This is a genomic window from Noviherbaspirillum autotrophicum, from assembly GCF_000818395.1.
Taxonomy (GTDB): Bacteria; Pseudomonadota; Gammaproteobacteria; order Burkholderiales; family Burkholderiaceae_D; genus Noviherbaspirillum; species Noviherbaspirillum autotrophicum.
In genome coordinates, this window is sequence record NZ_JWJG01000028.1 from 375,945 (window position 1) to 397,040 (window position 21,096).

The window sequence follows — 21,096 nt, forward strand, 5'->3', positions numbered from 1 at the left end:
TCGTCGGCCTCGGCAATCCGGGCCCGGAGTACGAACAAACCCGCCACAATGCCGGTTTCTGGGTGGTCGACAACCTTGCGGGGAGATCGCTGGCACGCGAGGCGCGTTTCAATGCGCTGGCGGCGAAAATCGGTATTGCCGGCCAGGACGTGTGGCTGCTGGAACCGCAAACCTACATGAACCGTTCTGGACAATCGGTGGGCGCCTTGGCACGTTTTTACAAGATCGCGCCCGATGAGATCCTGGTGGTGCATGATGAACTCGACCTGCTTCCGGGTGCGGCCAAGATCAAGAAAGGCGGCTCCTCCGGCGGCCATAACGGATTGAAAGATATTACCGCTGCGCTCGGCACACAGGATTACTGGCGCCTGCGCATCGGCATCGGTCATCCACGTTCGATGAACTTGCAGCAGCAAGTGGTCGACTTCGTGCTGCACCGGCCGCGCAAGGAAGAACAAGCGTTGATCAACGATGCCATCGACAAGAGCCTCGATGTAATTCCAATGCTCTGCGAAGGAAAGTTCGAAGCGGCGATGATGAAGCTGCATTCATCGGCCAAATGAGGAATTCGATTTCCATTCGTGCCGGTCGCGCTGCGCTCGCGCATTTGCACAAGCACGGTTTGCGGGCGCAGGATATCGCTGTCATTCCGGCTGCGGCCGGCGGCCCCAAGGGCCTGATCTTTCAGAAGCTGGATCAATGGCTGTTCGGTCACTGGCTGCCGTCTGCGCCGCGCGAACGTACCCTGATTGGTGCTTCCGTCGGTGCATGGCGCATGGCAGCTGCCTGCCACGCCGATCCAGTCAGCGCCTTCCAGCGCCTGGGCGACCTGTATTGCGAACAAGCCTATCCGCCCAAACCGTCGGCACGCTTCGTGACCGACTCGGTAAGCGAGTTTCTCACTGCCTTTATCGGGGGGCACGAGCATGAAATTGCCGCCCACCCGCACTATCGCCTGCACCTGCTGATCGCGCGTGGGCGTCGCCTGCTGGCCGCACCGCAACGCAAACTCACGGCAAGCGTCGGCTTTGGCCTCGCCGTACTCAACAACCTGTTTGCGCGTGCGCAGCTTGCCAACCATCTGGACCGCGTCGTAGTCGCGGACAAGCGCGTCCCGGCTGCCTGGCTCCAGACGCCATTCGATGCCTTTGCCACCCGCTTCACACCGTTGGGCCCGGAAAATCTCGCCAGCGCGCTGCTGGCGTCCGGCACCCTGCCCTTCGTCATGGAACCGGTGCGGCACATCCCAGACGCGCCGGCCGGAACCTACTGGGATGGCGGGTTGATCGACTACCACCTTGCGCTGCCCTACGCCCGCGTTGCAAACCAGTCGGATGGCGGCCTGGTGCTGTATCCGCACTTCGGCGAGCAGATCGTGCCGGGCTGGTTCGACAAGATTTTGCCGTGGCGCCGCGCCGGCCAAGGCAGAAACCGCGACTGGCTCGACAACATGATACTGGTTGCCCCCTCCCCGTCTTTCTTGCAGTCTTTGCCGCGCCGAAAGCTGCCGGACCGGAATGACTTTCACTACTACGGCCAGGACAATGCGCGTCGTATGCGCGACTGGAAGCAGGCGATGGGTGAGGGTGAGCGCCTGCGCGACGACTTGGCGGCCTTCGCGGAAAAGTCGGATCTGGGCCTTGTACAGCCCTTATGAAGAACCGTTGTCGGGCAGCGAAGGGGTACAATACGCGCTTCTCCGCAAAACTGGTAAAAATCACGGCAAACCGCGTCAAAAGCCTCGGTTTTGCCATAAATCTGATGTTTTATTCCCATCCTGCCCGTGGCAGGATTACTGATCTGGAAAGAATTGTATGAGTCTCAAATGCGGCATCGTCGGCTTGCCTAACGTCGGCAAATCCACTCTCTTTAACGCGCTGACCAAGGCCGGCATCGCTGCCGAGAACTATCCCTTCTGCACGATCGAACCGAACGTCGGCGTGGTCGAGGTGCCGGATCCGCGCCTGAACGCGCTGGCCGACATCGTCAAGCCCGAGCGTATCCTGCCAGCGGTGGTCGAATTCGTCGACATCGCCGGTCTGGTCGCCGGCGCCTCCAAGGGTGAAGGCTTGGGCAACCAGTTCCTCGCACATATCCGCGAAACCGATGCGATCGTCAACGTGGTGCGCTGCTTCGAAGATCCGAACGTGGTGCACGTGGCCGGCAAGGTCAGCCCGCTGGACGACATCGCGGTGATCCAGACTGAACTGGCGTTGGCCGATATGACCACCGTCGAAAAGACTATCCAGCGCGAAGGCAAGAAAGCCAAGGCCGGCGACAAGGATGCGATCAAGCTCGTCGCGCTGTTGGAGCGTATTCAGCCGCAGCTGAACGACGCCAAGCCGGTACGCGCAATGGGCCTGGATGCGGAAGAAATGGCACTGATCAAGCCGCTCTGCCTGATTACGGCCAAACCCGCCATGTACGTCGGCAACGTCTCCGACACCGGCTTCACCAACAACCCGCTGCTCGACCAGCTGACCGAATACGCGAAGTCGCAGAATGCGCCTGTGGTCGCAATCTGCGCCGCGATCGAAGCTGAAATCGCCGATCTGGACGAGGAAGACAAGGGCGCATTCCTGGCTGACATGGGCATGGAAGAGCCGGGGCTGAACCGCCTGATCCGTGCCGCCTTCAAGCTCCTCGGCCTGCAAACCTATTTCACGGCTGGCGTGAAGGAAGTGCGCGCCTGGACCATCCATGTGGGCGACACCGCGCCGCAGGCGGCCGGCGTGATCCATACCGATTTCGAACGCGGCTTCATCCGCGCGCAGACCATCGCGTTCGAGGACTTCATTACCTACAAGGGCGAACAGGGTGCGAAGGAAGCAGGCAAGATGCGCGCCGAAGGCAAGGAATACGTCGTCAAGGATGGCGATGTGCTGAACTTCCTGTTCAACGTTTAATCCGGCATAAGTCCCAATCTGGCATGGCAATCCTGACCGCACTCAACTTCTTCCCGATCAAATCCTGCGCGGGAATTGCCCTGCGAGAGGCGACGCTGACCGCCGCCGGCCTAATGAGCGAACAGATCTACGATCGCGAATGGATGGTGGTCGACGCGCAGGGTAACTTCATGACGCAGCGCACTCATCCGAAGATGGCGCTGATTACGCCCCGCCTGAAGGCCGAGACGCTGGAGTTGCGGGCGCCCGGCATGCTGCGGCTCGAGATTCCGCTCGGCCTGCCGCATCCGGACGACGAACGGACGCTGCAGGTCCAGGTCTGGAACGATACGGTCAAGGCCTATGACTGCGACGAAACTACCGCCGCCTGGTTCTCCAGTTTTCTCGGTACTCCCTGCCGCCTGGTGCGCTTCCATCCGGATGCCAGGCGCATAGCCAGCAGCAAGTGGACCGGCGGCGTGGAAGCGCCCACGCTCTTTTCCGACGGTTACCCAGTGCTCGTTATTTCGGAGGCCTCACTCGACGACTTGAATGAAAAACTGAAGGCGCAGGGACGCGAGTCGTTGCCGATGCAGCGTTTCCGGCCCAACATCGTCCTCGGCGGGGTGGAAGCCTTCGAAGAGGATTACATGGAGTCGTTCAGAGTGGGCAATGCAACGTTAAAGCCGGTCAAGCCGTGTGCACGCTGCCCGATTCCGTCCATCGATCCGGCAACCGGTGAATTCGGCCCCGACCCGCTCGATATCTTGCGCACCTACCGCGTCAATCCGAAGGTCGATGGCGGCATTACCTTCGGGATGAATGCGATTCTGCTGGAAGGCGAAGGCCAGCTGCTGCACCTCGGACAGGAAGTCGAGGTCAACCTCGCGTTCTGAAACAGCGCGCCTCGGCTCGCCTGGATGCCGCAGCATCGTTGGCTCGTCATGATTGCAAGTCGTAACGGCGCAAGCTAGTATTCGCTTGACAATCATTCCCATAAAATGAGGAGAGCCGGTCCCGCCGGTTCGTAGAGGAGCGCACGACCATGGCCCAGGATCTGGTTACCGAAAATCTGGAGCTGCGTAACCAGCTGGAGCAACTGTTCAGGCAGGCGCAGCAAAATCAACAAATCCTGCAGCGCTTCCAGGCCTTCGACCTGCAATTCATCGGCGCATCCAGCTTCCTGGAACTGCTGGATGCCATCTTTTACAGCTTTGCGACCGCATCCGAGCTTGACGTCGTCACCCTGGCGCTACTCGATCCCGAGTACGACATCCGCCGGATACTGGCCGATCAGAATATTGATCCTGCCGACATTCCCCAGCTATTGTTCCTGCAGGATGAAACCGGATTTGGCGAACTGTCGGGCCAACTGCGCAAACCAGTGCTGGGGGCCTTCTTCCGGCAGGTACATGGCGCGCTGTTTCCCGATCCATTGCCGACGCCGGCCAGCATCGCGCTGGTGCCGTTGCTGCGCCATGGCAGGCTGATCGGCTGCCTGTACATAGGCAGCCGCGACGAGGAGCGCTTCATCGAGAACATGGGCACCGACTTCGTGGAACACACGGCGGCTATCGTTGCCGTGTGCCTGGAAAACGTCGTCAACAACGAACGCCTGAAGCATATCGGCCTGACCGACCCGCTGACCGGCGTGCATAACCGGCGCTATGTCGAGCGGCGCCTGCTGGAAGAAATCGGGCGTTCGCGCCGCCAGGGATATGCCTTATCGTGCCTGTACATCGATATCGACCGCTTCAAGCAAATCAACGACTGCCTGGGACACCAGGCGGGCGACGAAGTGTTGCGCGAAATCGCGGGCCGCATCAAGGAAGCATTGCGCCTGTCGGATGCGCTCGGGCGCTTCGGCGGCGAAGAATTTGTGGTGCTGCTGATCGATGCAGATCTGACTGCCGCACGTAATGCCGCAGAACGAATCCGCCAACACGTCTCCGAACAGCCGCTGGTGTTGGCCGACGGGCAAATGCTGGATGTCACGGTATCGGTCGGCGTCGCATCGTTGACGGAACACGACGAGTGCGAAGCGATCGAGGCGACCGCGCAGAAGTTGGTCGCGCGCGCCGACCAAGCGCTCTATCTGGCCAAGCAAGGAGGCCGCAACAAGGTCGTCGCGGCCGACTGAAGCCCCATTGCCGCCTGCGGCAACACCTACTCCTTGGCGTCTTCCTTCAGTGCCGCCTGCAGCCGTTCATACTTGGCCTGCAGTTGTTCCTTGGTTTCGCGCCAATCGGGATTGAACGGAATGCAGTTTACCGGGCAGACCTGCTGGCATTGGGGTTCGTTGTAATGGCCCACGCACTCCGTGCACTTGTTCGGGTCGATCTCGTAGATCATCGGCCCCATGGAGATTGCATCATTCGGGCACTCGGGCTCGCACACATCGCAATTGATGCAATCATCGGTAATCATTAATGCCATAACAACCTCAACACCTACTCACCTGCTACTTACTGCTCGCTGATTTCTGCTTACTGGCTGCCGGCGGCGATCTTGTTCTTCAACCACTTTTCAACCGACGGGAACACGAACTTCGAGACATCCCCGCCCAGGGTCGCGATCTCGCGCACAATGGTGCCGGAGATGAACTGATACTGGTCGGACGGCGTCAGGAACAGGGTTTCGACATCGGGCAGCAGATAACGGTTCATGCCGGCCATCTGGAACTCGTATTCGAAGTCGGACACCGCGCGCAGTCCGCGCACGATCACGCGCGCGTCGTGCGCCCGCACGAAATCCTTCAGCAGCCCGGAAAAGCTTTCGACCTGCACGTTCGGGTAATGGCCGAGTACTTCATTGGCAATCGAGAGGCGCTCGTCGAGCGAAAAGAAGGGCCGCTTGTTCTTGCTGTCGGCGACACCGACGATGAGCTTGTCGAACAAGCCCGATGCGCGGCGCACCAAATCTTCATGGCCCCGAGTGAGCGGATCGAACGTTCCCGGATAAACAGCAGTAACCATCGCGGCTCCCTGACAATTAAGACTACTTCACAGAATCAGCACGGCCGTGCGGATTTAGCCCGGCCCCACGCGGCACGGACCGGCGGAACGCGCATTATGCCTGAAATTCCAGCTAGGTATTGCGCCGCAACAAGTGAAAAAATACCATGCCGGCCTTGTCAGCCCGCACCACGTTCCAGCCCGCCAACCACTCCGGCTGCTCATCCGCATCGAGCGCCATTTCCGCTTCAGCATAGACCAAGCCACCGTCCGCCAATAATTGTGCGCATAAGGGCAGGATTTTTGCCAGCCAGTCGTGATGATATGGCGGATCGAGAAAAATAAGCTGAAACTTTGCATCCGCGCCATTTCGTGCCAGCAGACTTTGCGTTACGGATAGCGCATCGCCACGCAGGATGGCGACTTGTTCCGCATTCAGCTTCGCCTTGATACCGTTGAGTTGCCTGACAGCACCGGCATTTTCTTCCACCATCGTCACCTTGCGCGCACCGCGGCTTGCCGCTTCAAAACCGAGCGCGCCTGTGCCGGCGAACAAGTCGAGGCAATTCACCTGACTCCAATTACCGTCAAGTAAATGATTCAGCCAATTAAACAGAGTTTCACGCACCCTGTCCGGCGTGGGGCGCAAGCCTTCTGCATCTAACACCGGCAGCGGTGTGCGCTTCCAGAGGCCACCGATGATGCGCACCTGATGCGCGGATTGGTTCCTCGGCTGCGCCGCCGGGCGCTTGTGACTTCGTTGCATCAGATTACTTTACGTTACCTACGACGACGGTCGACATCTTGTCGAGCGCAATCTTGCGGTTAAAGGCAGCCTTGATTTCGGCAATCGTCACCTTGCCGACATTGGCGGTCCAAGTATCGAGATAATCGAGTGGCAGGTTATAAAAACCGATTGCCGCCACGTTGTCGAGAATCTTCCTGTTATTGTCGATACGCAGTGCAAAGCCGCCGATCAAGTTGTCCTTCGCCGCCTGCAGTTCCTTCGGCGTGGGACCGTCGCGCAGGAAGGTGGCAATCGTATCGCGCACCACTTTCAAGGCTTCGCCGGTTTGCTCGCGCTGGGTTTGGAAGCCGGCCTGGAACGGCCCGGGCTGCGCGAGCGGATTGAAATAACTGTAGACACTATAGGACAAGCCGCGCTTTTCGCGCACCTCATGCGTCAGGCGCGACACGAAACCGCCCCCTCCCAGCACGTAATTGCCGACGATAAGCGGGAAATAGTCGTCATCGCCGCGCGCCAGCGCTGGAATGCCGGTCAACACGTGGGCCTGGGATGCCGGATGGTCGATCCGCTCTTCCGCCGCCGACATCAGCTTGACCGGTGGCACAGCCGGCAATGCGTCGCCTTGCGGCAGGCGCATCGTCAGCTGCTGCGCAACCGCGTCTGCCTCGGCCCGCGTGATATCGCCGATCATGGCAATGATTGCCCGGTTGGCAACATAGTGGGTGCGATGGAAGGCGACCAAATCGTCGCGCGTGATCGCCTCGACCGATGCCACCGTTTCTTGTCTTGCGTAGGGGTGTTCGCCATACAGCACGCGCCAGAACGCCTTGCTGGCAATCGATTCCGGCTTGGTCTCATCTTCGCGGATCGAGGCGATGGTACGCGCCTTGTCGCGTGCCAGAAAATCTTCCGGAAAACTCGGATGCGCAAGTATCCGCGCCAGCAAGGTCACGGCAGCGTCGCGCTCGGCACGACTGGAGAGCGTGCGCAGTGTCGATCCGGCGCGATCAATGCCTGCGCCGCCGCCACGCTGGGCAGCGATATCGGCGAATGCATCGGAAATTTGCGCTTCCGTCATGGCCGGCTCCCTGAGCGGCGTTTCAGCCTGGTGCAGGCCGCGCGCCAGCATGGCGTTAGTGAGGTCGGCCATGCCCGCCTTGCCTTCCGGGTCGCGGCGCGAACCGGCATCAAACTCGACGCTGACATCGAGAATCGGGATGGAGTGGTTTTCGACAAACAGCACCCGTGCCCCATTGGCGAGCATCCAGGACTGAATGCGGAGCGACGCCTGGGCCGGCGCGATAGCGACAAGGGAAAGTGCCAGTACAAAGAGGAAACGCTTCATCATGATGGATTATCTCGTTAGTGACGCATGCCTTTGGGCGGCGCAGCTTTCTTTTCAGATAAGGGCAGCGGAACCAGTGTCGCGACGGTGAGCGTGTCGTCGGTAAAGTACTTCTTCGCCACCGCTTGTACCTGCTCGGCCGTGACGGTCTTCAGCTTGTCGATGATGCGGTCGATGTCGGCATACGAGAGGCCTGACATTTCCATCGTGCCCATTTCCATTGCCTGTCCGAAAATCGAATCGCGCTTGTAGATCTGTCCCGCGATCAGTTGTGCCTTCACGCGCTTGAGCTCTTCCTCGGACACGCCCTCGTTCGCGATACGCGCGACTTCGGCGCGCAGCAGCTTTTCAAGCTGCTCCGTGGTTGTGCCTTTGGCCGGGGTGCCATCGAGCAGGAACAGCGAGGGTCCGCGCGCGACATTGGAATAGCCGGCACCAACCGAATTGGCGACCTTGGCAGTACGCACCAATTTTGCATTCAGCCGGGCGTTGTCATATCCATCGAGAATGGCGGCCAGCACATCGAGCGCATGCGAGTCGACATCCTTGTCGACGTCGCGCAAGGTCGGCGCCCTGAAGGCGAGCACGACATATGGATTTTCGGCCGGGGCCTTTACCGTGACGCGCCGGATGCCGTGCTGTTCCGGTTCGATCTGTGGCTTGGTCGTTGGCAGCGGCTTGCGCGCGATCTTGCCGAAATGCTTTTCAGCCAGCGCAAACACTTGCTTTGCATCGACGTCGCCAGTCACGACCATGGTCGCATTATTTGGTGCATACCAGCGTTCATACCAGGCTTTCGCATCCTGCACCGTCATGTTCTGCAAATCGCTCATCCAACCCGCAACCGGATGATGATAAGGGTGCGCGGTGAATGCCGTCGCATTGAGCTCTTCATAGACTTGGGGAATCGGCTGGTCCTCGGTGCGCCAGCGGCGTTCTTCCATCACCACCCGGATTTCGCGGGCGAATTCATCCTTGTCGAACACCAGGTTCGCCATGCGGTCGGCTTCCAGCGCCATCACCTTTTCCAGCTTCGATTTTTCGATCTGCTGGAAATAAGCGGTGTAATCCTTGTTGGTGAATGCGTTTTCGCGACCGCCGAGCGCCGCGACGCGCTGGCTGAATTCGCCCGGCTTCAGCGTCCTGGTACCCTTGAACATCATGTGCTCCAGCGCATGTGCGACGCCTGTGGTGCCATTGACTTCATCCATCGAGCCGACCTTGTACCAGACCATATGGGCCACCGTCGGCGCCCGATGGTCTTCCTTGACGATAACTTTCATGCCATTTTTTAGCATGAATTCTTGCGCAAGCTCGGCATGCGCAAGGACAGGCGCCAGGCTGAGCGCCCATCCTGCCAGCAGTACGGCGATCCGGAATTTCATAATCTATGCTCTGATAAAATAGATGGCAGGTTTGATGCATTCCCTTGGGCATGCATTTCACACAATGTAAATTGGCGATTGTATCTCCTTTCCGTCTTGCTTCTGCAAGCATTCCTGAACGCGTTTCTGCCCAGCTCCAATGTTTAGCTTCTTCAAAAAAAAATCGAAAGAAACACCGGCGATAGCGCCGGCGCCGGAAGCCGTGGCGACACCCGCCACCGAGGAACCGACACCGGTTGCCGAAGCGCCGGTGGTTGCCACGCCCGAGGCGGAAATTATCGAAGAGATCGTCACCGCGGCACCATTGCGAGCCGAGCAAAAGCGCTCCTGGCTGCAAAAGCTCAAGGCTGGCCTGTCGAAAACGTCGACCAACCTCACCACCTTGTTCGTCGGCGCGAAGATCGACGACGATCTCTACGATGAGCTCGAGTCGGCGCTGCTGGTCTCCGACGCCGGGGTCGAAGCGACCCAGTTCCTGCTCGACGCCCTGAAGAAGAAGGTCAAGAGCGAGAAGCTGACCGAGGCCCAGCAAGTCAAGGATGCCTTGCGCGCACTGCTCATCGAGATGCTGGCGCCGCTGCAAAAGCCGATGGTCCTGGGGCGCCATCAACCACTGGTGATGATGATTGCGGGCGTCAACGGCGCCGGCAAGACTACCACCATCGGCAAGCTTGCCAAGCACCTGCAGACCCACCATCAATCGGTACTGCTGGCCGCCGGCGACACGTTCCGCGCAGCAGCACGCGAGCAGCTCGCGATCTGGGGCGCGCGCAATGACGTGACCGTGATCGCGCAGGAATCCGGCGATCCGGCCGCCGTCGCCTTCGATGCGGTGCAGTCGGCGAAGGCGCGCAATGTCAATGTCGTCATGGTCGATACCGCCGGGCGCCTGCCGACGCAGCTGCATCTGATGGAAGAGCTCAAGAAAATCAAGCGCGTCATCGGCAAAGGCATGGAGGGCGCGCCGCACGAACTGTTGCTCGTCATCGACGGCAACACCGGACAGAACGCGCTGGCGCAAGTGAAGGCGTTTGACGACGCGCTGCAGCTGACCGGCCTGATCGTCACCAAGCTCGACGGCACCGCCAAGGGCGGCATTCTGGCCGCGATTGCGAAAACCCGGCCAGTGCCGGTGTACTTCATCGGCGTGGGCGAGCAAATCGAGGATTTGCAGCCGTTTAATGCCGAAGAATTCGTGGATGCCCTCCTCAGCTGAGATGATCGAATTTCATCAGGTTTCGAAACAGTACACCCGCGACAATGCGGCGCTGTCCAACATTACGCTGTCGGTGGCCAAAGGCGAACTGATTTTCTTGTCGGGCCCGTCCGGCGCCGGCAAGTCGACCTTGCTGAAGATGATAGCGGCAATGGAGCGCCCCAGCTCCGGCACCATTACCGTCAACGGCCATGACATCGGCCGCATCAAGCCCTCCGGCCTGCCCTACCTGCGCCGCAACCTCGGGCTGATCTTCCAGCAGCAGTGCCTGCTGAACGACCGCAGCGTGCTGGCCAACGTCATGCTGCCCCTGCTCGTCACGGGCCATCCGCGCATCGATGCGGAAAAACGCGCGCGCGCCGCGCTTGACAAGATCGGCTTGCTGTCCAAGGCGGCAGACGAGCCGATGGCGCTGTCCGGCGGCGAGCAGCAGCGCGTTGCCATCGCGCGCGCCATCGTGAACCGCCCGCAGATCATCCTGGCCGACGAGCCGACCGCCAATCTGGACCGCGCCAGCGCCGCCAAGGTGATGGAAGCACTCCACGCGTTTCATGGCGTGGGCGTGACCTGCCTGATCGCGACTCACGACGAACACATCCTGAACGAGGCCAAAAAGATTATTTACCTCGAACACGGGCGCCTGGTTGCGCCTGGCGCGAATGCGCCACTGCCGGGAGGCGCCGCATGAACAGTTGGCTGCGGCAACATGTATTCGCGTTCGCCGATGCGCTGCGGCACTTGCTGAAGACGCCCGGCAGCTTCAGTCTGAACGTGCTGGTGGTCGCCATTTCGCTGTCGCTGCCGTTTGCCGGCTTGACCGTACTGGAGAACGTGCGGCCGGTTTCCCAGCAATTGGCGGTGGAGCCTGAAATCAGTATTTTCATGGCTATGGATACGCCGCGAGAGCGTGCCGCGTCGCTGGCACCGCAGATTCGCCGCCTTGTCCAGCAAGGCAACAATCCGGCCAGGCTTGAATTCATCCCGCGCGAACGGGCGTTGACACTGCTGCAGGATCGGACCGGACTGGCCGACGCCATTACCGCCTTGGGTGAAAATCCGCTGCCGGACGGCTACGTGCTTAAGCTGTCCGGATTTCAGGATGCCTCGCAGGCCGGACAGGTCGATACGCTGGCGGCGCAACTGAAAGCCTTGCCGGGTGTCGAGTACGTGCAAGTCGATTCGGCCTGGGTCAAGCGACTCGCTGCCCTGATGCATGTCTTGCGCCTCGCCCTGCTCTTTCTTGCTGCAACATTGGGCGTCGTGGTGGTGGCAGTGGTGTTCAACACGATTCGCTTGCAAGTCATGACGCAACGCGAGGAAATCGAGGTGTGCCGCATGTTTGGCGCAACCGACGCGTTTATTTGCCGGCCGTTCTACTACATGGGAGCATTATTGGGCCTGTTCGCCGGCGCAGCAGCCTTGGGCGTGGTAGCGCTTGCGCTGCATCCGCTTAACGCTGCCGTGGCTGATTTTGCCCGGCTGTACGCGTCGGAATTCCGACTGGTTCCGCTAGACTTCGCGAGCACCGCTGCACTTTTGGCCATCAGCGCCGGAATGGGCCTGTTTGGAACGCTGTTATCCGTTAAAAAACATTTGGCCCGTCTTTCGTGAAAAATTGAAGCAGGAGCAACTTGCTAGTTGGGTAGTTAGAGTATTTCTACCACGGCGCTCCTTTTCCTCGGACTTGTTTGATCATCCACAATTTTCCGTCCTGGACCCGCTCTAGAGTAGAAAAGATTAATTAATCGCAACTCTGCCATAGTGTTTTCCTTATCCCAGCGGTTAAAAATCCTGATTAGCACTCTTGCTCTGAGAGTGCTAATATATTTATGAAATAAGCGGATCATCACAGCCTGTCGATGGTCTTAGCTCAGGAAGTTAAGGAGAAATGATGAGAGCACAATCTGCACTGGTTCCTCAAGGTAATCACGCATTGGCGCTCGGTTTTCCAGGCAATCTGGGCAATATCGAAGCGTACATTTCGGCAGTCAACCGCATCCCCATGCTTACGCATGACGAGGAAACGTCGCTGGCACGCCGCCTGCGGGATCAAAGCGACCTGGGAGCCGCGCAAAAGCTGGTGATGTCGCACCTGCGGCTGGTGGTATCGATCGCGCGCGGGTATCTGGGTTACGGATTGCCGCATGCGGACCTGATCCAGGAAGGCAATATCGGATTGATGAAAGCAGTCAAGCGTTTCGACCCGGACCAGGGCGTGCGTTTGGTGTCGTACGCGATGCACTGGATTAAGGCCGAGATTCACGAGTACATCCTGAAGAATTGGCGTCTGGTGAAAGTGGCGACGACCAAGGCACAGCGCAAGCTGTTCTTCAACCTGCGCAGCCACAAGGAAAGCCTCGATGCGATGACGCCGGCGCAGGTCGATGACCTAGCCAGGGAACTCAATGTGAAGCGCGAAGACGTGATCGAGATGGAAACCCGCATGTCGGGCCACGACATCGCGCTGGATGCGCCGAGCGACGACGAAGACGACAAGTTTGCACCGATCGCCTATCTGTCGTCGGACGCCAATGAGCCGACCAAGGCATTGGAAGCACGCCAGTACGACCGCTTGCAGTCGGAAGGGCTGGAGGCCGCGCTGGAGAAACTCGACCCCCGTTCACGCCGGATCGTGGAAGCGCGCTGGCTGGCCAATGATGAAGGTTCGGGCGCGACGCTACATGAGCTGGCCGATGAATTCGGCGTATCGGCCGAGCGCATTCGTCAGATTGAAAGCGCCGCCCTGAAGAAAATGAAAGGCGCGCTGGCGGCATATACCTAAGCGCCAGTCTCCACCAATAAAAAAGGCGTTCCCGATGGAACGCCTTTTTCTTTTTCCCAGTTCGGCTAGCTGTGCGCGTTCATGACAACAAGAGCTTGAGGTCATGCACTATCGGTTCCGCCCCCTGCCCATGCCGCACGAACAGGCGCAGGCGACCTTGCGGATCAAACACATAGCTTCCCGCAGTATGGTCGAGCGTATAGCTGCCCGGCTCCTTGCCCGGCACCTTCTGATAGAACACCTTGAATTCCTTCGCCACCTTGTCGGTCGCCGCCTTGTCGCCGACCAGTCCAAGGAAGCGCGGGTCGAACGAAGGCACGTACTTGGCCAGCAATTCCGGTGTATCGCGCTCCGGGTCGAGCGTGATGAACAGGACCTGCACCTTGTCGGCGAGCGGGCCGAGCTGCTGCATCACGGCCGCCATTTCCGCCATCGTGGTCGGACACACATCGGGGCACTGGGTATAGCCGAAGAACACGACCACGGCCTTGCCCTTAAAATCGGCAAGGGTGCGCATTTTCCCATTGTGGTCGGGCAGCGCGAAATCCTTGGCGTAATCGAGCCCGGTGACATCCGTATTGGCGAACGCGGTCTTGCCCGGCGACAGAAACGTCTGCGCGCCGTCGCCCTGCTTGCCGCAACCGTGAAGCGCAATCGCAGCAAGTAGGAGTGCGCATGCCGCCAGAATTCTCCGGGATGAAAAGGACATAGCTATCAGAATGTGAAGTAGTGATCGACCAGAAGCGCCGCAAATAGCAGCGACAGATAGACGATCGAATAGGCAAAAGTCTTGCGCGCGAGAAGATCGCTGTAATGCCGCCAGATGCGCCAAGCATACCAGAGGAAAATGCCGCCAAGCACAGCAGCGCTCGCAAGATAGATCAGGCCGCTCATCTGAACTGCGTAAGGCAGCATGGTCGTCGCCACCAGCACGATGGTGTACAGCCAGATATGGAATTGCGTGAATTCCGGGCCGTGCGTGACGGGCAGCATCGGCAAGCCGGATTTCGCGTAATCGTCGCGGCGGTACATGGCCAGCGACCAGAAATGCGGCGGAGTCCAGACGAAAATGATCAGCACCAGGATCCACGCCTGCATCGGCACATCGTTAGCCACGGCAGCCCATCCCAGCGCCGGCGGCATGGCGCCGGACAGCCCGCCAATCACGATATTCTGCGGCGTGGCGGGCTTGAGGATCATTGTATAGATCACCGCGTAGCCGACGAAGGTGGCGAATGTCAGCCACATCGTGAGCGGATTGACGAAATTAAACAGCACCCACATGCCGATGCCGCCGATCACGCCGGAAAACAGCAGTGTCTGCGCCGCCGTGATTTCGCCTCGTGCGAGCGGCCTGCGCGCAGTACGCGCCATCCGTGAATCGATCTCCCGCTCGACCAGGCAATTCACGGCGAAGGCGGCCCCGGCCAGCAGCCAGATGCCGATGGTGCCCGCCACCACCACCCGCCAGTCGGGAAGATCCGGCGTGGCGAGGAACATGCCAATGACGGCGCAGAACACGGCAAGCTGGGTGACGCGCGGCTTGGTAAGTGCCCAGTATTGGGAGAGGCGGTTGGAATGAATGGTCAGTGTAGTCACTTGAACCTCATGCGGCGGACAGATGGATCGGAGAGCGGTCTGACGCCATTTGCGCCGGCATACGGACCTTGTAATTTAACATGACGAGCAACAGCAGAAGCAGCGCGGCACCGCCGTTATGCGCCACTGCAAGCACCAATGGCCATTTCAAGAAAATGGTCGCCAGCCCTGTTGCCAGCTGCATGACGATTGCTGCCAGCAGCCAGCGCGCTGCATTTTGCAAGCCAGCCATCCTGATCGCCTTGTGCGCCAGCCAGCCGACAAGGGCCACGACGACAAAGGCGAACGTGCGGTGGGTCCAATGAATCGCCGTCAACGCGGGGAACGACAGGAACTCGCCGCTTGCGGTCCGTCCCAAATGGCGCCATAGCGAAAAACCGTTGGCAAAATCCATTTCGGGAATCGCCGTGCCGTGGCATAGCGGGAAATCTAGGCAAGCCAGCGCGGCATAATTGGTGCTGACCCAGCCGCCCAGCGCGATCTGCACACCGAGCAGCATCAGCGCGGCGCCAGCGGGAACGCGCAATGCGTGAGCGTAGGCGGCGACCGGCGCATGCTCGCTCTGTCGCGCGGCGAGCCAGGCTAGCATCGCAAGCAGGCTCAGACCGAGGAGCAAATGCGTCGTCACGATGATGGGCTGCAATTTCAATGTCACGGTCCACGCGCCGAATGCCCCCTGCAGGCAGACCAATGCCAGCAGCAGGGACGGCAGCAGCGGTGAAAATCTGCCATCGGCCCGGGCGGACCTGAGCCAGTTGCGCCAAGCGACAAGCGCGATTGACACAATCAATACGCCCACACCCATCGCGAGATAGCGGTGAATCATTTCTATCCATGCCTTTTTTACCGTGACCGGGCCGCTCGGCATGGCCGCTTCCGCCGCGCTGATATGCGCGTGCGCCTGCACCGGATCGGCATGTCCATAGCAGCCCGGCCAGTCGGGGCAGCCGAGGCCGGAGTCGGTCAGGCGCGTGAACGCGCCGAACATGATCAGATCGAACGTCAGAAACAAGGTGACCCAGATCAGCTTGCGGTACTTGTTCCTGTCGCTGGAAGTCCAGACCACTGCCAGAGGCACGAGTGCTGCGAGGATACCGGTGAGCGCCAGTTGAATCAGCATGCCGTCTCCTATCCGATGCGCGAGGCCTTCAGCAGCTTCGCGATGTCCTTCTTGATCTTGTTCGGATCGGCATCCTTCGGAAAGCGCATCATCAGGTTACCCAGCGGGTCGATCATGTACAGGTGATCGGCTGGCGCCGTGCTGCCGTCAACCGGAAGCCAGGCACGAAGCGCATCCGGTTTCACGCGCAGCATGTGCGTTCCGTCGTACTCGCGCATGAGCATCGTTTCGACCGGCTGTGCGTCCGTGACCAGCCAGACGCGTTCAATGCGGTCCATGTCCTTACCCTGGGCCAGACGCAACTGGCGCATTTCATAGAGCTTCTTGCGGCACAGGTCAGCGCAGGCCGCGCTGTCCACCGACAGCATGACCCACTTTCCCTTGTACGCATCCAACACCGCCGGCGTCCCGTCGAGCGTTGCCGTGCCGAGCGAGGCGGGGATCGGATACGCGCTCGGTTCGAGCAGCGTGCCGTAGTTAGTGCGGCTTTGCGGCTTGATGACGTAATACGTGAAATAGGAGGCAACCACCGGGGCGATGCAAACCGCGATCACGGCCAGGAGATTCCATTTTCCATTCGTTCGCTGCTTAGTTTCTTTCACGCCGAAATCCTGTCACTACAAAAAATACCAATGCCGTTGCCGCCAGCGCATACCACTGGAATGCGTAGCCACGATGCCTTTCCACTCCGCTTGAGGGCCGCGGCCAGTCGCGTATCAGCCCGTCATGCGTATCGTTCAACTGTTCGAGCACGAACGGCGCGAAGTCCAGTTTACTGGCCTGCGCGACTTCGCGCACACTCACGTTCTGCACGATTGCCCCGCGCTGCACGGGCTCGTCGCGCCCGAGCTGCAGGACATGGCCCGGATGATGACGCACCATGCCCACCACCTCCGTCAAGCCGGCCGGAGGCGGCATAACGGAAAGCCTGGTGCGGTCGGCGGCATCGCGCCTGATCCAGCCGCGCGCAACCAGCACGTACTGCTGCGAGCCGGCAAGCCGGAATGGCATCAGGACATAAAAGCCTGCCTCGCCCTTGTAGGGCCGATTGTCGAGATACAGTGGCCAGTCACGCACAAACTCGCCCCGCACGATTGCACGACGATATTCGGCCTCGTCGATTCCGGGGATACCTGCATTGAGCAACAGCGGTGCTGCTCCAGCACGTTCCGCCATGCGCGCCTCGATCATTTCCTTTTCCACCGCTCGCCGCGCCTGCCACTGGCCGAGCGAGATCCCGATGACTGCCGCAATGCTCGCTGCAATAAAAGGAAGCCATCGAAAGCGGAACGTGAATCGCATTACAATGTCACTTTATTCAATACTCTCTTACTGCACACAATCTGCGCCGCGGTGGGCGCATGGCGAACATGAAAATCCTGGTTGCCCTTGCCTTTATCCTCATCCTTGCCAGCCTTGGGTCCGCATTGTTTTTCCTGATGAAAGACAAAGGCAAGAGTAATCGCACCGTGAAGGCCCTGGCCTTTCGTGTCGGCTTTTCGATTGCCCTGTTCTTGCTGATTCTGATTGCAAACCACCTGGGGTGGATTCAACCGACAGGTATCCGCTAAAGCCAAACCATTCCCCGCCAGTAAAAAAGCCGCACTGAAGTGCGGCTTTTTATTGTCAGCACATTACAGCCAATACACCACCACATACAAACCGAGCCAGACCACGTCGACGAAGTGCCAGTACCAGGCGGCGCCCTCGAACGCAAAGTGATGATCAGGCGTGAAATGTCCCTTCAGCAATCGCAGCAGCACGACCGTCAACATGATGGCACCCATCGTCACGTGGAAGCCGTGGAAGCCGGTCAGCATGAAGAAGGTGGAACCATAGATGCCGGAACTGAGCTTCAGGTTAAGTTCATGGTAGGCGTGAACATACTCATACGCCTGGAAACCCATAAACACGGCTCCCAGCACGATGGTGGCAAAAAGCCAGAAGGCTGTCTTGCCACGCTGGTTCGCGCGCAGCGCATGGTGCGCAATCGTCAGCGTGACGCCGGATGTCAGCAGCAAGGCCGTGTTGATGGTGGGAATCGGGAACGGCCCCATCTTGGTGAACGGCTCGATCGTGCCGCCGGGCGTATTACCCCACTGCGCGGTGAAATCCGGCCACAGGATCTTGTAATCCAGGCTACCCAGGTCCGGCAAGGTAATCGCCCGCGCATAGAACAGAGCGCCGAAGAAGCTCGCAAAGAACATCACTTCGGAGAAAATGAACCAGCCCATGCTCCAGCGATACGAGACATCGATCCGGTTGCTGTACAGGCCGCCTTCCGATTCGCGCACGGCATCGCCGAACCAGTTGAACAGCACCACGATCACTGCCAGAATGCCGACGATATTGGCTACCGGCCCCCAGCTGACACCGTTGACCCATGCAGCGGCGCCGATCATGGTCAGCAGCAGCGATGCGCCGCCGAGCACTGGCCACTTGGACGGGCCCGGCACGAAGTAGTAAGGCGCGCTACCTTGCTTAGAACTCATCTCCATCTCCCCCATTCAATCAAATTGTTACTTACTTTCCGACAACGCTTTTCACGATCACAATGAGCGTCAAAATAAACACCAGGGCTCCGAGCAGTCCGGCAATGATGACGTGCACCGGGTTGAGTTGCTGCGCATCCTTTTCATAGTCGCTTTTCTTTCTGACGCCGAAGAACGACCAGAACACTGCTTTCAACGTTGCACCGAACGACATCTTGCGCCGCGAAGCTTTCTTTAAATCATTCATTCTTCAGCCCGCCTTCTTGCCCGTCCCGGCGACTTCGAAAAACGTATAAGACAGCGTGATCGTTTTTACATCCTTCGGCAATGCCGGGTCGATGTAAAACACTACCGCCATCTGCTTCGCTTCATTCGGGCCGAGCGTCTGCTGCTTGAAGCAGAAACATTCCATCTTCTTGAAGTGCGCTGCGGCCTGTTGCGGCGCGTAGCTCGGAATCGCTTGTGCATCGACGTTACGTGCCTGCGTATTCACCACTTCATAGACCACCTGCGCCATTTCGCCGGGGTGCACCTGCATGCTGCCGACCGTTGGACGGAAGCGCCACGGCCCCTGCGCATTGGCATCGAACTCAATGGTGACGGTGCGGGTCTTGTCGACCTGTGTATTGCCGACGTCCTGCACCGTGGCATCTTTCGGCGTCAAAATGTTTACGCCGGTAATTTCGCAAATTTTCTTGTAGACCGGGACCAGAGCGTAGCCAAATCCAAACATCAGCACGGCCACTACCACTAGCTTGCCCAGCATGTGCGCATTCAATGCACGCGTCTCGCCGGTCTGGCCTTGCTCCTGCTTGTTCATATCACGTCAGCCACAAACGCTTGATGAAAATGCCGATGAAAAACATCAGCGCTATCGACGCCAGAATCAATGCGGTTCTGACGTTATTCGGCTTTTTCGGATCGGGCATATACATTCGGGCGGGCTTGCACCCGCCCTTTCAGGTTACTTGACGGTCGGCGGGACTTCAAAGGTGTGGAACGGCGCCGGGCTCGGCACGGTCCATTCCAGTCCTTCCGCGCCATCCCACGGCTTGGCCGGCGCCTTCTGCCCCCCCTTGATCGCCGGCAGCAGCACCGCGAACAAGAAATAGACCTGCATCAGGCCGAAACCGAGTGCGCCGATCGACACAATCACATTGAAATCAGTGAACTGCGCCGGGTAATCGGCATAACGACGCGGCATGCCGGCCAGTCCCAGGAAGTGCATCGGGAAAAAGGTGATGTTGAACGTAATGATCGAGCCCCAGAAGTGGAACTTGCCGCGGGCTTCGTTGTACATGAAGCCGGTCCACTTCGGTCCCCAGTAATAGAAGCCGGCAAACAGTGCGAACAAGGAACCCGCCACCAGCACGTAGTGGAAGTGCGCCACCACGTAATAGGTGTCCTGCATTTGGATGTCGATTGGGGTGACCGCCAGGATCAGGCCGGTGAAGCCGCCGATCGTGAACACGAAGATGAAGCCGACGGCAAACAGCATCGGAGTCTCGAACGTCATGGCGCCTTTCCACATGGTCGCCACCCAGTTGAACACTTTCACGCCGGTCGGCACCGAGATCAGCATGGTCGCGTACATGAAAAACAGCTGGCCGGTGACTGGCATGCCGGTGGTAAACATGTGGTGCGCCCAGACGATGAACGACAGGATCGCGATCGACGCCGTCGCATACACCATCGAGGCATAGCCGAACAGCTGCTTGCGCGCGAATGCCGGGATGATCTGCGAAATGATGCCGAATGCCGGCAGGATCATGATGTACACCTCGGGGTGGCCGAAGAACCAGAAGATGTGCTGGTACATCACCGGGTCGCCGCCGCCGGCCGCATTGAAGAAGGAGGTGCCGAAGTGGCGGTCGGTCAGCGTCATCGTGATGGCGCCCGCCAGCACCGGCATCACGGCGATCAGCAGATAGGCGGTGATGAGCCAGGTCCAGCAGAACATCGGCATCTTCATCAGCGTCATGCCGGGCGCGCGCATGTTCAGGATGGTGGTGATGATGTTGATGGCGCCCATGATCGACGAGGCGCCCATGATGTGCACCGCGAAAATGGCCATGTCCATGCCGATGCCCATCTGGGTCGACAATGGGGCGTACAGCGTCCAGCCGGCAGCCGTGGCGCCGCCCGGGACCAAGAAGGAGCTGACCAGCAGGATCGCGGCGGGCGGCAGCAGCCAGAACGAGAAATTGTTCATGCGGGCGAACGCCATGTCGGAGGCGCCGATCTGCAGCGGGATCATCCAGTTGGCGAAGCCGACGAAGGCCGGCATGATTGCGCCGAACACCATGATCAGGCCATGCATGGTCGTGAGCTGGTTGAAGAACTCCGGCCGGAACAACTGGAGTCCGGGCTGGAACAGCTCGGCACGGATCATCAGCGCCAACACGCCGCCGGACAGCAGCATGGTGAAGGAGAACCACAGGTACAGGGTGCCGATATCCTTGTGGTTGGTGGCAAACAGCCAGCGTCGCCAGCCGTGCGGATGGTCGTGCGCGTGGTCATGCGAGTGATCGTGGGCGTGATCAACTACAGTGGTGCTCATCTCGATCTCC

The 21,096-nt window shown here is 59.5% G+C and carries 25 protein-coding genes; 10 read left to right on the plus strand and 15 right to left on the minus strand.

Going from position 1 to position 21,096, the window contains the following annotated elements:
* The 5 genes from pth to TSA66_RS03015 all read left to right on the plus strand — a co-directional run.
* Positions 1-563: aminoacyl-tRNA hydrolase (gene pth, locus TSA66_RS02995; protein ID WP_094299034.1), on the plus strand; the 563-nt coding region annotated here is incomplete at its 5' end.
* Entirely contained in the window at positions 560-1,657 is a 1,098-nt protein-coding gene (locus TSA66_RS03000) for a patatin-like phospholipase family protein (protein WP_040038926.1), read from the plus strand. The genes pth and TSA66_RS03000, both read left to right, overlap by 4 nt.
* Before the next feature lie 157 nt (positions 1,658-1,814).
* On the plus strand, positions 1,815-2,906 hold the full coding sequence (gene ychF / locus TSA66_RS03005) for a redox-regulated ATPase YchF (protein WP_040038927.1): 1,092 nt from the start codon (positions 1,815-1,817) through the stop codon (positions 2,904-2,906).
* A gap of 23 nt (positions 2,907-2,929) precedes the next feature.
* Complete coding sequence (locus TSA66_RS03010; protein ID WP_040038928.1) at positions 2,930-3,781, plus strand: MOSC domain-containing protein; 852 nt, start codon at positions 2,930-2,932, stop codon at positions 3,779-3,781.
* A gap of 149 nt (positions 3,782-3,930) precedes the next feature.
* On the plus strand, positions 3,931-5,025 hold the full coding sequence (locus tag TSA66_RS03015; RefSeq protein WP_040038929.1) for a GGDEF domain-containing protein: 1,095 nt from the start codon (positions 3,931-3,933) through the stop codon (positions 5,023-5,025).
* Between the two features lie 26 nt (positions 5,026-5,051).
* Here TSA66_RS03015 and TSA66_RS03020 read toward each other — a convergent pair whose 3' ends face one another.
* The 5 genes from TSA66_RS03020 to TSA66_RS03040 all read right to left on the minus strand — a co-directional run bounded on the left by TSA66_RS03020 (position 5,052) and on the right by TSA66_RS03040 (position 9,317).
* Positions 5,052-5,321: a YfhL family 4Fe-4S dicluster ferredoxin gene (locus tag TSA66_RS03020; RefSeq protein WP_040038930.1), complete on the minus strand. Its 270-nt coding sequence runs from the start codon at positions 5,319-5,321 to the stop codon at positions 5,052-5,054.
* Positions 5,322-5,371: 50 nt separating this feature from the next.
* Entirely contained in the window at positions 5,372-5,860 is a 489-nt protein-coding gene (gene coaD, locus TSA66_RS03025; RefSeq protein ID WP_040038931.1) for a pantetheine-phosphate adenylyltransferase, read from the minus strand.
* Between the two features lie 112 nt (positions 5,861-5,972).
* Positions 5,973-6,605, minus strand: a complete 633-nt coding sequence (gene rsmD / locus TSA66_RS03030) for a 16S rRNA (guanine(966)-N(2))-methyltransferase RsmD (protein WP_040038932.1) — start codon at positions 6,603-6,605, stop codon at positions 5,973-5,975.
* 4 nt (positions 6,606-6,609) lie between these two features.
* Positions 6,610-7,932, minus strand: a complete 1,323-nt coding sequence (locus TSA66_RS03035) for a M16 family metallopeptidase (protein WP_040042133.1) — start codon at positions 7,930-7,932, stop codon at positions 6,610-6,612.
* Between the two features lie 17 nt (positions 7,933-7,949).
* A complete protein-coding gene (locus tag TSA66_RS03040) occupies positions 7,950-9,317 on the minus strand; it encodes a M16 family metallopeptidase (protein ID WP_040038933.1) in 1,368 nt (455 codons plus the stop codon).
* 139 nt (positions 9,318-9,456) lie between these two features.
* On the opposite strand from TSA66_RS03040, the gene ftsY reads away from it, so the two are divergent.
* The 4 genes from ftsY to rpoH all read left to right on the plus strand — a co-directional run bounded on the left by ftsY (position 9,457) and on the right by rpoH (position 13,315).
* Positions 9,457-10,533, plus strand: coding sequence for a signal recognition particle-docking protein FtsY (gene ftsY, locus TSA66_RS03045; RefSeq protein WP_040038934.1), 1,077 nt, complete (start codon positions 9,457-9,459; stop codon positions 10,531-10,533).
* A gap of 1 nt (position 10,534) precedes the next feature.
* Positions 10,535-11,221, plus strand: coding sequence for a cell division ATP-binding protein FtsE (locus TSA66_RS03050; protein ID WP_040038935.1), 687 nt, complete (start codon positions 10,535-10,537; stop codon positions 11,219-11,221).
* Positions 11,218-12,144: a cell division protein FtsX gene (locus TSA66_RS03055; protein ID WP_040038936.1), complete on the plus strand. Its 927-nt coding sequence runs from the start codon at positions 11,218-11,220 to the stop codon at positions 12,142-12,144. The genes TSA66_RS03050 and TSA66_RS03055 overlap by 4 nt, the downstream gene beginning before the upstream one ends.
* A gap of 277 nt (positions 12,145-12,421) precedes the next feature.
* Complete coding sequence (gene rpoH, locus TSA66_RS03060; protein WP_084199232.1) at positions 12,422-13,315, plus strand: RNA polymerase sigma factor RpoH; 894 nt, start codon at positions 12,422-12,424, stop codon at positions 13,313-13,315.
* A 79-nt stretch (positions 13,316-13,394) separates the two neighbouring features.
* Here the strand turns inward: rpoH and TSA66_RS03065 are convergent, their stop codons facing one another.
* From TSA66_RS03065 to TSA66_RS03085, 5 genes are read right to left on the minus strand one after another with little or no spacing between them, the layout of a single operon-like run.
* On the minus strand, positions 13,395-14,024 hold the full coding sequence (locus tag TSA66_RS03065; RefSeq protein ID WP_040038938.1) for an SCO family protein: 630 nt from the start codon (positions 14,022-14,024) through the stop codon (positions 13,395-13,397).
* Positions 14,025-14,029: 5 nt separating this feature from the next.
* The gene (gene cyoE, locus TSA66_RS03070; protein WP_040038939.1) at positions 14,030-14,914 is read right to left on the minus strand and encodes a heme o synthase; all 885 of its coding nucleotides are present in this window, start codon (positions 14,912-14,914) and stop codon (positions 14,030-14,032) included.
* A 7-nt stretch (positions 14,915-14,921) separates the two neighbouring features.
* Positions 14,922-16,034 carry a COX15/CtaA family protein gene (locus tag TSA66_RS03075; protein ID WP_040038940.1) on the minus strand — a complete coding sequence of 371 codons (1,113 nt, stop codon included), beginning with the start codon at positions 16,032-16,034 and terminating at the stop codon, positions 14,922-14,924.
* 8 nt (positions 16,035-16,042) lie between these two features.
* A complete protein-coding gene (locus TSA66_RS03080; protein ID WP_040038941.1) occupies positions 16,043-16,636 on the minus strand; it encodes an SCO family protein in 594 nt (197 codons plus the stop codon).
* On the minus strand, positions 16,623-17,336 hold the full coding sequence (locus TSA66_RS03085) for an SURF1 family protein (protein WP_040038942.1): 714 nt from the start codon (positions 17,334-17,336) through the stop codon (positions 16,623-16,625). The genes TSA66_RS03080 and TSA66_RS03085 overlap by 14 nt, the downstream gene beginning before the upstream one ends.
* Before the next feature lie 68 nt (positions 17,337-17,404).
* Here TSA66_RS03085 and TSA66_RS03090 point away from each other — a divergent pair, with 68 nt between their 5' ends.
* Complete coding sequence (locus tag TSA66_RS03090; RefSeq protein ID WP_040042134.1) at positions 17,405-17,605, plus strand: twin transmembrane helix small protein; 201 nt, start codon at positions 17,405-17,407, stop codon at positions 17,603-17,605.
* Between the two features lie 63 nt (positions 17,606-17,668).
* Here TSA66_RS03090 and TSA66_RS03095 read toward each other — a convergent pair whose 3' ends face one another.
* From TSA66_RS03095 to ctaD, 5 genes are read right to left on the minus strand one after another with little or no spacing between them, the layout of a single operon-like run.
* Positions 17,669-18,526, minus strand: coding sequence for a cytochrome c oxidase subunit 3 (locus TSA66_RS03095; RefSeq protein ID WP_040038943.1), 858 nt, complete (start codon positions 18,524-18,526; stop codon positions 17,669-17,671).
* A 31-nt stretch (positions 18,527-18,557) separates the two neighbouring features.
* Complete coding sequence (locus tag TSA66_RS03100) at positions 18,558-18,773, minus strand: DUF2970 domain-containing protein (RefSeq protein WP_040038944.1); 216 nt, start codon at positions 18,771-18,773, stop codon at positions 18,558-18,560.
* 3 nt (positions 18,774-18,776) lie between these two features.
* Positions 18,777-19,346: a cytochrome c oxidase assembly protein gene (locus TSA66_RS03105; protein WP_040038945.1), complete on the minus strand. Its 570-nt coding sequence runs from the start codon at positions 19,344-19,346 to the stop codon at positions 18,777-18,779.
* Between the two features lies 1 nt (position 19,347).
* Positions 19,348-19,455, minus strand: a complete 108-nt coding sequence (locus TSA66_RS27545) for a cytochrome oxidase small assembly protein (protein WP_232429391.1) — start codon at positions 19,453-19,455, stop codon at positions 19,348-19,350.
* 35 nt (positions 19,456-19,490) lie between these two features.
* Positions 19,491-21,086 (minus strand): cytochrome c oxidase subunit I, encoded by a 1,596-nt coding sequence (gene ctaD, locus TSA66_RS03110; RefSeq protein ID WP_040038946.1) that lies wholly within the window; start codon positions 21,084-21,086, stop codon positions 19,491-19,493.
* Between the last annotated feature and the right edge of the window lie 10 nt (positions 21,087-21,096).

Excerpts from the sequence above, each read along its gene's own strand:
- TSA66_RS03000 (WP_040038926.1), top strand. The coding sequence starts at position 560 with ATGAGGAATTCGATTTCCATTCGTGCCGGTCGCGCTGCGCTCGCGCAT.
- ychF (WP_040038927.1), top strand. The coding sequence starts at position 1,815 with ATGAGTCTCAAATGCGGCATCGTCGGCTTGCCTAACGTCGGCAAATCC.
- TSA66_RS03010 (WP_040038928.1), top strand. The coding sequence starts at position 2,930 with ATGGCAATCCTGACCGCACTCAACTTCTTCCCGATCAAATCCTGCGCG.
- TSA66_RS03015 (WP_040038929.1), top strand. The coding sequence starts at position 3,931 with ATGGCCCAGGATCTGGTTACCGAAAATCTGGAGCTGCGTAACCAGCTG.
- TSA66_RS03020 (WP_040038930.1), bottom strand. The coding sequence starts at position 5,321 with ATGGCATTAATGATTACCGATGATTGCATCAATTGCGATGTGTGCGAG.
- coaD (WP_040038931.1), bottom strand. The coding sequence starts at position 5,860 with ATGGTTACTGCTGTTTATCCGGGAACGTTCGATCCGCTCACTCGGGGC.
- rsmD (WP_040038932.1), bottom strand. The coding sequence starts at position 6,605 with ATGCAACGAAGTCACAAGCGCCCGGCGGCGCAGCCGAGGAACCAATCC.
- TSA66_RS03035 (WP_040042133.1), bottom strand. The coding sequence starts at position 7,932 with ATGAAGCGTTTCCTCTTTGTACTGGCACTTTCCCTTGTCGCTATCGCG.
- TSA66_RS03040 (WP_040038933.1), bottom strand. The coding sequence starts at position 9,317 with ATGAAATTCCGGATCGCCGTACTGCTGGCAGGATGGGCGCTCAGCCTG.
- ftsY (WP_040038934.1), top strand. The coding sequence starts at position 9,457 with ATGTTTAGCTTCTTCAAAAAAAAATCGAAAGAAACACCGGCGATAGCG.
- TSA66_RS03050 (WP_040038935.1), top strand. The coding sequence starts at position 10,535 with ATGATCGAATTTCATCAGGTTTCGAAACAGTACACCCGCGACAATGCG.
- TSA66_RS03055 (WP_040038936.1), top strand. The coding sequence starts at position 11,218 with ATGAACAGTTGGCTGCGGCAACATGTATTCGCGTTCGCCGATGCGCTG.
- rpoH (WP_084199232.1), top strand. The coding sequence starts at position 12,422 with ATGATGAGAGCACAATCTGCACTGGTTCCTCAAGGTAATCACGCATTG.
- TSA66_RS03065 (WP_040038938.1), bottom strand. The coding sequence starts at position 14,024 with ATGTCCTTTTCATCCCGGAGAATTCTGGCGGCATGCGCACTCCTACTT.
- TSA66_RS03075 (WP_040038940.1), bottom strand. The coding sequence starts at position 16,034 with ATGCTGATTCAACTGGCGCTCACCGGTATCCTCGCAGCACTCGTGCCT.
- TSA66_RS03085 (WP_040038942.1), bottom strand. The coding sequence starts at position 17,336 with ATGCGATTCACGTTCCGCTTTCGATGGCTTCCTTTTATTGCAGCGAGC.
- TSA66_RS03090 (WP_040042134.1), top strand. The coding sequence starts at position 17,405 with ATGAAAATCCTGGTTGCCCTTGCCTTTATCCTCATCCTTGCCAGCCTT.
- TSA66_RS03095 (WP_040038943.1), bottom strand. The coding sequence starts at position 18,526 with ATGAGTTCTAAGCAAGGTAGCGCGCCTTACTACTTCGTGCCGGGCCCG.
- TSA66_RS03100 (WP_040038944.1), bottom strand. The coding sequence starts at position 18,773 with ATGAATGATTTAAAGAAAGCTTCGCGGCGCAAGATGTCGTTCGGTGCA.
- TSA66_RS03105 (WP_040038945.1), bottom strand. The coding sequence starts at position 19,346 with ATGAACAAGCAGGAGCAAGGCCAGACCGGCGAGACGCGTGCATTGAAT.
- TSA66_RS27545 (WP_232429391.1), bottom strand. The coding sequence starts at position 19,455 with ATGCCCGATCCGAAAAAGCCGAATAACGTCAGAACCGCATTGATTCTG.
- ctaD (WP_040038946.1), bottom strand. The coding sequence starts at position 21,086 with ATGAGCACCACTGTAGTTGATCACGCCCACGATCACTCGCATGACCAC.